The 13,067-nt window shown below is 32.9% G+C and carries 13 protein-coding genes and 1 pseudogene; 8 read left to right on the top strand and 6 right to left on the bottom strand.

What is annotated here, in order from left to right:
* The first annotated feature begins 301 nt into the window (after positions 1–301).
* The 6 genes and pseudogenes from AAGD36_RS04510 to AAGD36_RS04530 all read left to right on the top strand — a co-directional run bounded on the left by AAGD36_RS04510 (position 302) and on the right by AAGD36_RS04530 (position 5,524).
* Positions 302–991, top strand: coding sequence for a DUF2278 family protein (locus AAGD36_RS04510; RefSeq protein ID WP_341755108.1), 690 nt, complete (start codon positions 302–304; stop codon positions 989–991).
* A gap of 39 nt (positions 992–1,030) precedes the next feature.
* Positions 1,031–2,413 (top strand): class II fumarate hydratase, encoded by a 1,383-nt coding sequence (fumC, locus tag AAGD36_RS04515; RefSeq protein ID WP_341755109.1) that lies wholly within the window; start codon positions 1,031–1,033, stop codon positions 2,411–2,413.
* Between the two features lie 95 nt (positions 2,414–2,508).
* Complete coding sequence (locus AAGD36_RS04520) at positions 2,509–2,769, top strand: type II toxin-antitoxin system RelB/DinJ family antitoxin (protein ID WP_341747302.1); 261 nt, start codon at positions 2,509–2,511, stop codon at positions 2,767–2,769.
* 90 nt (positions 2,770–2,859) lie between these two features.
* Positions 2,860–3,042 (top strand): type II toxin-antitoxin system YafQ family toxin, encoded by a 183-nt coding sequence (locus AAGD36_RS06965; RefSeq protein ID WP_410521229.1) that lies wholly within the window; start codon positions 2,860–2,862, stop codon positions 3,040–3,042.
* Between the two features lie 102 nt (positions 3,043–3,144).
* Positions 3,145–4,117 (top strand): annotated as a pseudogene (gene ftsZ, locus AAGD36_RS04525) (cell division protein FtsZ); the annotation flags it as partial.
* A gap of 537 nt (positions 4,118–4,654) precedes the next feature.
* Positions 4,655–5,524, top strand: a complete 870-nt coding sequence (locus tag AAGD36_RS04530) for a TIGR01459 family HAD-type hydrolase (protein WP_341755111.1) — start codon at positions 4,655–4,657, stop codon at positions 5,522–5,524.
* Positions 5,525–6,047: 523 nt separating this feature from the next.
* On the opposite strand, the gene AAGD36_RS04535 is transcribed toward AAGD36_RS04530, so the two are convergent.
* The 6 genes from AAGD36_RS04535 to greA form a co-directional block, all read right to left on the bottom strand.
* Positions 6,048–6,467: an HI0074 family nucleotidyltransferase substrate-binding subunit gene (locus tag AAGD36_RS04535; RefSeq protein ID WP_341755112.1), complete on the bottom strand. Its 420-nt coding sequence runs from the start codon at positions 6,465–6,467 to the stop codon at positions 6,048–6,050.
* Positions 6,454–6,747: a nucleotidyltransferase family protein gene (locus AAGD36_RS04540; protein ID WP_341755113.1), complete on the bottom strand. Its 294-nt coding sequence runs from the start codon at positions 6,745–6,747 to the stop codon at positions 6,454–6,456. The genes AAGD36_RS04535 and AAGD36_RS04540 overlap by 14 nt, the downstream gene beginning before the upstream one ends.
* Before the next feature lie 47 nt (positions 6,748–6,794).
* Complete coding sequence (xth, locus tag AAGD36_RS04545) at positions 6,795–7,610, bottom strand: exodeoxyribonuclease III (protein WP_341755114.1); 816 nt, start codon at positions 7,608–7,610, stop codon at positions 6,795–6,797.
* A complete protein-coding gene (gene ubiB, locus AAGD36_RS04550; RefSeq protein ID WP_341755115.1) occupies positions 7,607–8,995 on the bottom strand; it encodes a 2-polyprenylphenol 6-hydroxylase in 1,389 nt (462 codons plus the stop codon). The genes xth and ubiB overlap by 4 nt, the downstream gene beginning before the upstream one ends.
* Positions 8,996–9,096: 101 nt before the next feature.
* Entirely contained in the window at positions 9,097–9,744 is a 648-nt protein-coding gene (locus tag AAGD36_RS04555; protein ID WP_341752166.1) for a dienelactone hydrolase family protein, read from the bottom strand.
* A gap of 349 nt (positions 9,745–10,093) precedes the next feature.
* The gene (greA, locus tag AAGD36_RS04560) at positions 10,094–10,585 is read right to left on the bottom strand and encodes a transcription elongation factor GreA (RefSeq protein WP_341752303.1); all 492 of its coding nucleotides are present in this window, start codon (positions 10,583–10,585) and stop codon (positions 10,094–10,096) included.
* A 76-nt stretch (positions 10,586–10,661) separates the two neighbouring features.
* Between greA and AAGD36_RS04565 the strand changes: the two genes are divergently transcribed.
* Positions 10,662–11,282, top strand: a complete 621-nt coding sequence (locus tag AAGD36_RS04565; protein ID WP_341752167.1) for a diacylglycerol/polyprenol kinase family protein — start codon at positions 10,662–10,664, stop codon at positions 11,280–11,282.
* A complete protein-coding gene (gene dnaG, locus AAGD36_RS04570) occupies positions 11,279–13,051 on the top strand; it encodes a DNA primase (protein WP_341755116.1) in 1,773 nt (590 codons plus the stop codon). Before AAGD36_RS04565 ends, dnaG begins: the two co-directional genes overlap by 4 nt.
* Positions 13,052–13,067 lie beyond the last annotated feature (16 nt).

Below are 13,067 nucleotides of genomic sequence, written 5' to 3' on the forward strand. Positions count from 1 at the left end.
CACCAATACATGTGAAAATGATGAGGATATGCGGCAAAAGGAAAGAAGATAGAATTTTCGTTAGTATTTTTAACGATTATTGATAATCGAGGGTTTTTTAAATCATCTGATTCTTTTAACATAAAAATAACCTATAATAGATAGAAAATGTTATGCCATATATTTAATATGACATATTTAGTATAATATAGTAGGAAAAAGAGTCAAGTAATTTAAATATAAAGAATTTAAAATACGGTAGCATTTCACAAGCTTCTATAGTAGAATGAGCAAATTTACTCTGTATAAAAAGGTTATTAGTATGTTAAAAAATTATTCGTGTTTAAAGGGAATCGTATCACAGGATTTAGAAGATCATATAAAACATACAATGACTCATCATAATCTTATAGTACAAGCTAATGGATTAGACTATCAAGTAAATATAGACACTCAGTCCGATTCGATACCTAATGTTAAGGTGTACTATACCGATCAGTTTAGTAATGAGCTATTAACTAATTTAGATAAACTAGGAAATGAAGGATTATTTAGTTTGGATAAGTTACCTTACACTTCTAGGCTTGATTATCTTCGTAGTGAAATTTTAAAAGTAGCTGATTTAAAGAATATGCTACCAAAATCATGGCAAGAAATATCAGCTTTGTTAGACCAATATCTTATATGTGGTACAAAAGTGTGTATTTTAGGTGCATCGTATTATGATAGTGAAACAAGGCAAAAGATGCCTTATGGCTTACATCTAAGACAAACATATAATCATCTACCTCCTAGAGGTATACATGATATACATATGAACCAAGGTGCTTCTTTAATGATGCCGCAAAGTGCAAATAATGGTATTTATCAAGATGGAGCTATATTTGTAGAAACGCCTAATAATGCAAATAAAGCTTTCTTCTTTAAATTCATGGGGCAATCTTTGGTTACTGATGATGACGGTAACCCTCTTGATGAACAAGGTAAGTCAAAAGCTTGGGCAGATGAATAGGCTCTTAATACAGATAGGTAGGAACAGGAAAAGATTGTTATGAAAAATTATAGAATTGAAACTGATTCATTTGGAGAAATTAAAGTAGATGATCAATTTTACTGGGGTGCGGGAACTCAAAGGTCTCTTGAAAATTTTAAGATAGGTAATCAAAAAATGCCTATCCAATTGATTAAGGCATTGGCAATTTTAAAAAAATGTGCAGCAAAGGTCAATAAGGAATTAGGTGATCTTAAGCCTGAAATAGCAGAAGCAATAGATCAAGCTACCACTAGAATATTAAATGGGGAATTTGATAATCAATTTCCTTTAGTAGTATGGCAGACCGGGTCTGGTACACAGACTAATATGAATATGAATGAAGTAATCGCCTCTATTGGTAATGAACAGCTAGTAGGTAAAAAGGGTGGTAAATCACCAATTCACCCTAATGATCATGTGAATATGGCACAATCATCCAACGACTCCTTCCCAACTGCTATGCATATAGCAACCGTACTTGCTAGTAAGCAACAATTGATTCCAGCCTTAACAAATCTGCATTCGGCGTTAAATACCAAATCTCAAGCTTGGAATAAAATAGTTAAGATAGGGCGTACTCATCTACAGGATGCTACACCTATAACTCTTGGACAAGAATTTTCTGGATATGTAGCACAAGTGGCATATGCTATAGAACGAGTTGAAGAATCACTCAAAAGAGTATATTTTTTGGCACAAGGTGGCACTGCAGTAGGTACTGGTATTAATTGCCGTAAGGAATTTGCGGTAAAATTCTCTGATCAAGTTGCTGCATATACTAATCATCCTTTCAAAAGTGCTACTAATAAATTTGAGGCATTAGCTACTCATGATGCATTAGTAGAATTTTCTGGTACCCTAAATACTATAGCAGGGAGTTTAATGAAAATTGCCAATGACATTAGACTGTTAGGATCAGGACCAAGATGTGGTTTTGGTGAACTACATCTACCGGAAAACGAACCCGGTTCTTCAATTATGCCAGGTAAGGTCAACCCAACACAAATTGAGGCATTGACTATGGTTTGTGTGCAGGTTATGGGAAATAATCTTACAGTAACTATAGCCGGATCAAATGGTCATCTAGAACTCAATACCTTTAAGCCTGTTATAATATATAATATTTTGCAGTCAATAGAGTTAATTTCTTCTAGCATCAATAGTTTTGTTACGCATTGTGTTGAAGGTTTAGAGCCAAATATAGAACGTATTGATAAGCTGAGAGAGCAATCGTTGATGCTAGTAACAGCATTAAATCCACATATAGGTTATGATAATGCGGCAAAAGTTGCAAAAAAAGCCTATCAAGAGGGGATAACTTTAAGAGAAGCGGCTATAAAATTAAATTTTTTATCAGGTGAAGAGTTTGATAGCTTAGTGCTAGCAGAAAATATGGTATGATATAATGGGCAGATGAAGTCTTGCAAGAAGTCTATTGACATATATCACGATATATGTCAATGTTACGTACATTATATGTATAATAAGGGGGATTTATGGATAATGTTGACATTAGGCTACGTATTTCTTCAGAAATTAAGGATGAAGCAGAATTAGTATTTCATGAGATGGGTATGACGTTGTCTGAAGCTATCAGGATATTTATAAAGCAATCCATCAATTCTAGAGGACTACCCTTTAGACCGCATGTAAAAAAGCCAAACCTTGAAACTTTACAAGCATTTAAAGAAAGTGAAGAAGGTGATTACACTAAGTCTTCCTTGGCTGAATTTAAACAATCTTTAAATATTGACTAAAGTTGAAACAGATTATACAGGTTACAGTTTTTAAGCGTGACTTAAACCGTATTGTTAAAAGAAATAAAGATTTAAAAAAAACTATATAAGGTGGTAGAAATATTGGTACAAGGTATTCCTTTGCCAAGTAAATATCGTTCACACAAATTAATTGGAAATTATGGTTCGAAATATGAATGTCATATTGAACCTGACTGGCTTCTTATTTATGAAATAACTGATGACTTAGTTATATTACACCGCAGTGGTACTAATGTTGATTTATTCGAGTAATTTAAAACAACTCTTAACTATAAGGAAGGTTATTTTATGGTAGAAATTTTTGGATTCTTTACTATACTAACAACAATTTAACTTAACAGGTAGAGTATTATTATGGCTTTACATTTCAAAGCACCAGAGAATATAGTTCTTAAACCAGTTATTACAGTATTTGGTGTTGGGGGAGCTGGTGGTAATGCGGTAAATAATATGGTACTTGCAAAATTACAAGGAGCAAATTTTGTTGTTGCTAATACTGATGCACAATCACTGGAACATTCTTTATGTGATAATAAAATACAGTTAGGAGTTGCTATTACTAAGGGTCTTGGAGCTGGTGCATCTCCAGAGATTGGTGCTTTAGCCGCTGAAGAATCAGCTAACGAGATTAAGGGATACTTAGAGGGTAGCAATATGGTGTTTATCACTGCCGGGATGGGTGGAGGCACTGGTACAGGTGCTTCTCCGGTTGTTGCAAAGATAGCCAAGGAACTAGGAATTCTTACTGTCGGAGTGGTAACTAAGCCTTTTCATTTTGAAGGAAAACATAGAATTAGAACTGCCGAGCAAGGTTTACTAGATTTACAGAAATTTGTTGATACTTTGATAGTAATACCGAATCAAAATTTATTTCGTATAGCAAATGAGAGTACTACATTTGCAGATGCCTTTAAAATGGCAGATGATGTATTACATGCTGGAGTTAGAGGGGTTACTGATTTGATGATCATGCCAGGGCTTATCAATCTAGATTTTGCCGACATTAGAACGGTGATGAGCGAAATGGGTAAAGCTATGATGGGTACAGGGGAATCCTCTGGCGAGGATAGGGCAGTTAAAGCTGCTGAAGCAGCTATCTCTAACCCATTATTAGATCATAACTCAATGCGTGGTGCTAGGGGGGTTTTAATTAACATTACTGGTGGTACGGATATGACATTATTTGAAGTTGATAGTGCTGCTAATAGAATTAGAGAAGAAGTAGGTGATAGCGATGCTAATATTATTTTCGGCTCTACGTTTAATCCAGAATTAAATGGTGTTATTAGAGTATCGGTAGTTGCTACTGGTATTGATGCTGATCACTCAATAAGTAGCAAATCCCAACCTATTGAATTAATAGCAAGTACTACTACGAGTTCTGAACAGATGGATAGTCAGTCCAATTCGATAGAAACAACAATATTAGAAGAAATTCCAGATTTTGCTCAATATACTGGTGAAAAGCCTAGTTTAGTGGATTCTGAAACACAACATTTAAATTTAAGTGTTCAAGCAACATCAATTGATATGCTAAATCAGCAAACTATAAGCAGTAATGATGCAAAATCATCTTTACTAAGTAGAATGTGGAATTCACTCAGATCTAATACTACTCAAACTCAGGAGCAAATAAAAAAGCCTACACCACCTATTCTTCAGAAGGATAATGTAGAAGTTGATATCCATGATATTCCAACCTTTCTAAGGAAACCAAAATAATTTGTTAACATAATTTATTTTTTTATGAGAGATTTTTTTAGGGTAGGCTTTTAAATTACCCTACAATTTTTAACAAATATATTTTACTAAAAATATTTATTGTCTATTATCATCAGATTATCCTATAAGTATAGTGTGCAAAATGACAAAACTAGATTTTAGACATATTTCATCTGTAATAGATGATTATGATGTTTTTTTATTTGATCTTTGGGGAGTGGTAGTAGAAGGTAACCAAATTTATCCCGGAGTAGTTGACAATATTAACAAGATACTTAAACAACAAAAGAAAGTTTTTTTTGTTACTAATGCCCCACGCAACACATTTTCCTTATTTACTAGAATTAACAGCTGGGGCATTAACGCAACGAAAGAAATGATTATTAGTTCTGGTGAAGTAGCAATTGATATGATACTAGAAAGTGATAAAAGATTTGGTATAAAAAATCCTATAGTTTATCATCTTGGTCAAGAAAGTAACGATCTTATGGACGGATTACAGACACCTACTACCACAAACATAAATGAAGCTAATATTTTGCTGTTAACGCTTTATCGTGATGAAGAAAAAAATTTAAATTTGGATGAGTTTGACGATTTATTAAAAACTGCAGTTAAAAGAAACATGGTTAGCATATGTGCGAACCCAGACCTTGGAATTAGACAACAAGGAATACAGAGATATTGTGCTGGATACTTTGCTGCAAAAATAAAACAATTTGGTGGTGAAGTAATTTTTACCGGCAAACCCTATATAGAAATATATCATAAAGTATTAACCCAATTACCAAATATTGCATTGGAACGTATTCTTATGATAGGCGATACTTTCTATACTGATATTTTAGGAACGAATAAAGTAGGAATTAATTCAGCTTTAGTATTAACAGGTAATGCTACAAAGTTTCATAACCAGTATCATACTATTGAAGAAAAAATGTACCATTTGGAAATTGCAGCAACTGAGCAGGGAGTAATGCCAAATTTTGTTATTCAATTGACTGCAGATTGACTCAGATACTTGAATACTTTGAAGAATTGGCTCTTGCAAATACTTGCGGGGTATTCGCCACAACTGTTGAAAGTTAAAAAAAACATCTATTAGCGAGGAGACCGTAGGTCGGACGTGTGAGTAGACCTAACCAATTGCTTGGTTAAGCTCCTCCTCAGAACCGGACATGCAAGAGCTACCGCATCCGGCTTCCGAATTTGATTTAATTGTTTTGGAAGTGTAATAATACGTCATAAAAATCACATATTGAATGGAGTATTATATTTTAACAATCAGGTGGGCAGCCACTTCAAACCTGATTGTTTCTATATATAACACTGAATTCGATGTAACTTGTTACATCGAATTCAGGTTACCTACGATCCACAACTGTCGAAAGTTCGAAGAGGCAGCGGGTTTAGGCAGGGCAGTTTAAAAGTTGTATGTGGTCAACGTCTATTAGCGAGAAGACCGTAGGTCGGCTTATGCCTCCTTGCAATGACGCTAGGCTGTTTTTCCTATAACTTTTAAATCGCCATGGGGATTATACGTAAGGTAAGTGATTAAGAAAGTTCAATTTATCAAATGTACTTCTTAATGTGGGAATGTAAGATCTAATATTATTATAAATTTTATCCGCTAGCTGCTCATCATAAGTGTGAGAGGTAATATTTCTATCTAGCAGCATTTTTAACCACTCTTGTTCATGATCAATCAGATGTCCTTTAAATGCTTCTCTTAAAACATCTTTAGGATATTGCACTTCTACTCCTTTGCTTTCAAGAATTACCCTTAATAATTTCCAAAATAGTTCTATTGTAAACTCAAATCTTTGAATGGTAGCATCTATATTACTTCGATCTTCTAGCACGGGCTTAAATACAATATCTTCTAAAGATATTAAAGCTCTACTTAGCTTTGAAAAACCTAACTCTATTTTAGTATATTTTTTAGGATCTTCCATACAATTTCACCCCTTCTCGTATTATAGATAATTTTAAGTCTGATGAATCCTCTAATTCGTCAAGCCTTATACAATCTATTTTTAAGAGTGTATCAGCATTATCAACAATTTCTTGTAATTTCAACCAATCCTTAGTAGTAGCATTATGACATACTATAGCTAAATCAATATCTGCTCTATCCTGATTATCGTTCCTTGCCCTAGAACCAAATAACCAAACTTCCTCAACCACAATCTGTGATATTAAATCATTATAAAATTTATAATCCTGAACTTTCATTTATTAATTCCATACTTCTTGTTTTTTTATTATCTAGATTAATGAAATTAATCCAAAATTGAGGTTTTTACCCCCACACAACTACCCAATGTTAAAAAATAAGGTACATGATCAGAGGGCATAAGCCAATTCCTAGCTTCTGATAAGGAGCTAATAGATAGCATCTTATCTTGTAAGTTAGAACTAGTCCAAATATGATCTAATCTACGTCCCCGATTAGATTTTTGCCAGTCTATATTTCTATAACTCCACCAAGTATAACATTTTTCATTATACGGTATGAAATAGCGGCTACTATCGATAAAACCTAAGGAAGCCTGTAATTCCAACAGAGTTGAACGCTCTATGTCTGTATGGCTGACAACATTACGCAATTGACGGCTAGACCATACATCATGCTCATGAGGGGCAATATTTAGGTCTCCCGTTATGATAATCTTACTATCTTTACTCCGATTATTGGTTAACCATTCTTGTATTAATTTTACGTATGCCAATTTATGTTTAAATTTTTCATTAACATTCACATCAGCTATATCACCACCAGCAGGTACATAAAAATTATGTATCTCAATACCTAAAACTTCTACTGCTACATGCCTTTTATCGCTATTATACAATTCAAGAATGAATTTATTGGTAAAAGGCAATTTTGATAAAATTGCTACTCCATTATAAGACTTCTCTCCTGAACAATATATATGCTGATAGCCCATATCATTAATAGCTTGGTAAGGAAATAGTTCATTAATTGTTTTAATCTCCTGCAGTGATATAATATCAGGCTGATGTTCATCAATTAGCTTTTTGAGCAAACTCAGTCGCAAGCGTACAGAATTAATATTCCAGGTTACTATTTTCATTTATTAAATCTCTCCAATATTTCCACTACAACATGCTTTAGAATTCTAAGAATTTTTGCCTCTAGGCTAAGATTCTTAGCCGCCCATTTCTTGATCCATGGTTCTATCAGCTGCCATACGTTAATTTCTGGATCAAGCTGCTGCCCTACCCCTTCAACTACTACTATAGTTTTTTGTAATAATAGCAATTGTGGTTGTACCTCCATGCCAAAATCTTCGGTAATTTTAAATAATTGTGCAAGTAACCTACCTATGGAAATATTTTTAACGGCATATCCTATAATCGGTTCACTCACTGCTCTACACGCCTGAGCAAAAAGATCAAGATCAGTATTCTGAGGAATATAACCAGCCCTAAGATGGACAAGTGCTACTAACTTATAGTTCCTACTTAAAAAACCAAATAGGCTTTCAGCAATTGCCATTCTGTCTTTATCAGATAACCTACCCATAATACCAAAATCTAGTAATACTATGCTACCATCCGACCTAACTAAAATATTGCCGGGGTGTAAATCTGCATGAAAGAAACCATCTCTATATACTTGGTTAAAAAATATTGTAGCAAATCTTTGGGCTATTTTAGTTAGATCTAAGCCCTGTTCTATAAGCTTATCTCGAGCATAAATTGATATTCCATCTACCCATTCTGTGGTTATTATATACTCATGAGTCAGTTGCCAATAAACTTTAGGAATATATATATCAACATCATTTTGCAGATTATCAGATAGTTCTGAAGCTGCTGCTGCTTCTAAACGTAGGTCAAGCTCAAATTTCATAGTAGTATTAAATACATCTATTACCGCTACTGGTCGCAATCTTTTAAATTTTATAAATATTCTTGCTACTAGTTTAGCAAAAATATATAAAAGCTTAATATCTTTATTATATGTATGATGAATTCTCGGACGTAATATTTTTACTGCAACGAATTCACCAGACTTCAACTTAGCTCTGTGTACTTGAGAAATCGAAGCTGCTGCAATTGGTATATCCTCAAAGACGGAGAATAACTCATCGGTACTTTGACCAAAAGACTCATCAATAATCTTTCGTGCTATACTACTACTAAAAGGTGGCAACTTATCTTGAAGAGACTGCAAATAATGGGCAATCTTAACTCCTATAAGATCCGGTCTTGTGGAAAGAGTTTGACCAAATTTTATATAGACAGGACCTAATTTTTTAAAACAATCGGTTAACCTTATACCAAAATCATCTTTTGGTGTTTTAAATAGACCAATTGGATAAAATACTATGGTTATCATCCAGCCAAGAATTTTTAACCTAGATGGTAATCTTATTGTACCAGGATAAGTCAGTATTTGCTGCTTGCTTACTATTCTTAATATATATAGAAAATTCAATAATAAGCTAATCATATATACTCAAATGATTTGAAGTTTTAAGCTACTTACCTAAGCAGTAAAACATCTGCTAAATTCCTTGGGATTAAGTACTTAAAAAAACGTCGTATTACAATTTACTGTGCTTTAGTATTTATAAACTTGACGGCAAATTGTAGTCCCCTATCATCAATAGAATGCATAAGATTTGGTATCTTGTAATTACTATGATCAATATTATATTTCTGTAAATATTCTATTATCTCGTCCATGCTACTTACATCCACCACATCATCTAATTCGCCATGTATTACGCAAACTGGCGTAGTTTTATTGATACATTCTAATGGGGCGATTAATTTACCAGAAAAGCCTACCACACAAGCAAAAGGCTCTTTTTGTACCAAATTTAAATATAGTCCCATCATAGTGCCTTGTGAAAAACCAATTATGATAGTATCTTTATTAGTTAAATTTAGTTCTGCTTGTTTTTTTTGAATTATCTTTGTAACTAAACCACTATTTTTAGCAACTAATTCCCCTATTACATGAGGAGTACGATCATTTAGACTAAACCATTGTCTACCATACGGTGCATTATCAAATTCTTCAACTCCATGCGGCGAAATAAAATGACAATCTAGCAATTCCTTAGATATAAAGGGAACTAAGCTTATTAAGTCATGCCCATCTGAACCAAGCCCATGTAACAACACAACAAGCTTTTTACATTGGCCATTCAAACTTTTTACTTCTGGGTAAGATAATATTTCATTTTTAATCATTTTTTTAAGCTCTTAAAAAGTTTCCACAGGGGTAATACCCCGTTAACCTAGGCAATGCACACAAAATTAGTAAGATGTATACAACTTTTAGTCAAACGTCATTGCAAGAAACCACTTTAGTGGCGACACTGCAATCCAAATTACTTATTATATTTTTTGTGGATTGCTTCGTTGCCACCAAAGTGCCTCCTCGCAATGACGTATTTTTTAATAATTCTAAAAAACTTGATTATCGAGTAGACCCGCTTCAAACCTGATTGTTTCTATATACAATACTGAATTCGATGTAACTTGTTACATCGAATTCAGGTTATAACATATAAATAAGCTAGCACTAATAGTTATTATCTTAAATATCTACTAATTCTTGATAGGACACTTCTAAAACCTCATAAGATTTTGAACCTTTAGGAGTGGTTACTTCTACTATATCTCCGACCCCTTTACCGATGAGAGCCTTAGCAATTGGCGATACTATGGATACCCTCTTTTTGGTTATATCTGCTTCATACTCTCCAACAATATGATATATAACTATTTCCTCTGTTTCATCATCGATCAACTTAACTAATGCCCCAAATTTTATGGTATCACCGGAGAGTTTTGAGGTATCAATAATTTTAGCTCTTGCTATTTTATCTTCAAGATCCACAATGCGACCTTCAATAAAACTTTGTTTTTCCCGTGCTGCATGGTATTCTGCATTCTCAGATAAATCTCCAAAATCTCTAGCTGTTGCTATAGCTTCAATTACTTTTGGTCGTTCTATGTGTTTAAGATGTTTAATTTCTTTTTCTAAACTATCAAACCCTTTATGTGTAATAGGAAAATCTGCCATAATAATATGTCTTGTCTAAGTTAAGTTTTCTAGTATATTTGTTGTGTCAAACTTTGTCAAATAGGCCTTTTAGGTTATTATGCAAACTAAACTCTTTAATTTTGAAATACAACGTAAAACTTTCCACTTATACAGCTTGATTATACCACTTTTTTATTTATTTTCATCTAAATTAGTTGTTACTACACTATTATTTCTACTTATAATATGTGTATTATATATAGATATTACAAGGCATTATAATTTATATGTTAAGAAATTTACAGATAAATTTCTTGGAAAGTTTATGAGACCTGAAGAACAGAGTGGTTTATTCAGACTAAGTGGTAGCAGTTTTATGGTAGTTGGATTTTTCTTAACTGCTCTTTTATTTTCAAAAGGTTTAGCGATTTCATCTTGGCTTATATTGATAATAGCTGATTGTCTTGCTGCACTAGTGGGTACAAAAATAGGTACGCCTCTAAAAAATGGCAAGTCATTGGAAGGTTCTATTGCCTTTCTAATTTCTGCAATTTTTATTAGCATATTAGTGTATTTTTTCATCGGCTATCACACTAGTTTTACTGTTATTATAATTAGTTCTATAGTTGCTACTATTAGTGAATTCTACTCAAAAGAGTTATCAATAAACGATAATTTATTAATACCTCTTAGCTACTGCTTCTCTACAATCATATTCACCTTTATTTTAAGTTTATGAGAATTCCATTAGAATTTTATGAACTTCTTAGAACTCGGATTAATTTATCAGATGTTGTTAGACAAAAAGTAGTCTTAACTAAGAAATCTGGAAATTACTTGGGACTATGTCCTTTCCATGTTGAAAAATCTCCATCATTCACTGTAAATGATGCCAAGAAGTTTTATTATTGCTTTGGCTGTGCTGTTCACGGGGATGTTATAAAGTTTGTTTCCAACTTTAGCGGTTTATCTTATAAGGAAGCAGCCATTAAACTTGCTAATGATTATGGCATTGAATTGCCTAAATTAACAGCAGCACAACAAAAACTCTATGAAGAATCGGATGAACTATTTGATATCTTAGAGATGGCTGAAAGATTTTTTACATCACAATTGTCACAAGAAGTATGTAGCTACTTACATGACCGCGGTATTAGTAAAGAAGCAATTAAGGAATTCTCCATTGGTTTTGCTCCTCCAGCTAAAGCATTACAGAAATTTTTTGAAAAAAAATCAATATCTTTGACAAAACTTCAAAAAGCAGGCTTAGTGGGCAAGCGAGATGATGGTACAATATATGAGATATTTTATAATCGGATAATCTTTCCGATTAAAAATGTTTATAATAAAGTAGTTGGTTTTGGAGGGCGAGTGCTTGGTGATGGATTACCTAAATATTTAAATTCTCCGGAAACCATATTATTTCAAAAAAATGAAACATTATATGGGGAGAATAATGCAATTAGTGTTGCCTATAAAAAAAATCATTCAATCTTAGTTGAAGGGTACTTGGATGTTATTGCCTTGCACCAAGCTGGTTTTAAAGAAGCAATGGCAAGTCTTGGTACTTCGGTTACAGAGAATCACCTACAAAAATTATGGCGTGCCGGAGATGAAATAGTACTCTGTTTAGATGGTGATATAGCAGGAATAAAAGCCACCCATCGGGTAATTAATCTAGTACTACCTCTGATAAATGGCAATAAGAAAATTTCCTTTGTGATGTTACCTAGCGGAAGTGACCCTGATGATATTATAAATAAAAATGGAGCGGGAAGTTTCACACAAATTTTTGATAAAAGAATTAATCTATCTGAAATGATTTGGCGTTCCGAATATGAAGGTAAGACTTTTTCAACTCCAGAAGACAAAGCTATTTTGGAAAGAAATCTTGGAGATTATTGTAAACAAATAAAGGATAAACTACTTAGCAATAATTATTATCGATATTTTAAAGATCAAATATGGCAAAATTTAATTAAACGGCAAAATAAAGTAACTATAACAAGTTCAAATATTACATCTACCACTCCTAACTATTCAGAAATCGAAATATTAGAACAAGCTGTTTGTATAATATTGGTTAAATTTCCTGAAATGACCAAAAAGCAAGAAATAAAGGATTTCTTGTTAACGTTAAATTTCCAAAATAAAATGCTTGAAGCTTTTCGTGATTGGTATTTTGCAGAAATTATTAGCAACGATATATTAGATCAGGAAAATATTATTGCTTTGGCAGAAAAAACTGGATTTTATGACACTTTTTCAGTATTGTCAAAATCCAATAATCTATTTCTAGATTTGTCATTTAATCAGGACGATATCGATTCTGACTTACTTTGGCAATGGTTGCATAAAAAACATCACCTAGTACTATTAAAACAAGAATATAGCTCAATTATTCAAAATGGCTCAGACGGAGAGCTAAAAAAAGCTATATTATATCGAGAAGAAATTTTGAAAATCTCCAAAGAGATTTATAATCTAAACGAATCTTTTACTAATTGACCCAAGGTTTATAAAT

Source organism: Candidatus Tisiphia endosymbiont of Ptychoptera albimana (assembly GCF_964026605.1).
Lineage (GTDB): Bacteria > Pseudomonadota > Alphaproteobacteria > Rickettsiales > Rickettsiaceae > Tisiphia.

Coding starts and splice junctions, on each gene's coding strand:
- AAGD36_RS04565 (WP_341752167.1), top strand. CDS start 10,662: ATGCAAACTAAACTCTTTAATTTTGAAATACAACGTAAAACTTTCCAC.
- xth (WP_341755114.1), bottom strand. CDS start 7,610: ATGAAAATAGTAACCTGGAATATTAATTCTGTACGCTTGCGACTGAGT.
- AAGD36_RS04520 (WP_341747302.1), top strand. CDS start 2,509: ATGGATAATGTTGACATTAGGCTACGTATTTCTTCAGAAATTAAGGAT.
- AAGD36_RS04530 (WP_341755111.1), top strand. CDS start 4,655: ATGACAAAACTAGATTTTAGACATATTTCATCTGTAATAGATGATTAT.
- AAGD36_RS04555 (WP_341752166.1), bottom strand. CDS start 9,744: ATGATTAAAAATGAAATATTATCTTACCCAGAAGTAAAAAGTTTGAAT.
- AAGD36_RS04540 (WP_341755113.1), bottom strand. CDS start 6,747: ATGAAAGTTCAGGATTATAAATTTTATAATGATTTAATATCACAGATT.
- AAGD36_RS04510 (WP_341755108.1), top strand. CDS start 302: ATGTTAAAAAATTATTCGTGTTTAAAGGGAATCGTATCACAGGATTTA.
- AAGD36_RS04535 (WP_341755112.1), bottom strand. CDS start 6,467: ATGGAAGATCCTAAAAAATATACTAAAATAGAGTTAGGTTTTTCAAAG.
- fumC (WP_341755109.1), top strand. CDS start 1,031: ATGAAAAATTATAGAATTGAAACTGATTCATTTGGAGAAATTAAAGTA.
- dnaG (WP_341755116.1), top strand. CDS start 11,279: ATGAGAATTCCATTAGAATTTTATGAACTTCTTAGAACTCGGATTAAT.
- ubiB (WP_341755115.1), bottom strand. CDS start 8,995: ATGATTAGCTTATTATTGAATTTTCTATATATATTAAGAATAGTAAGC.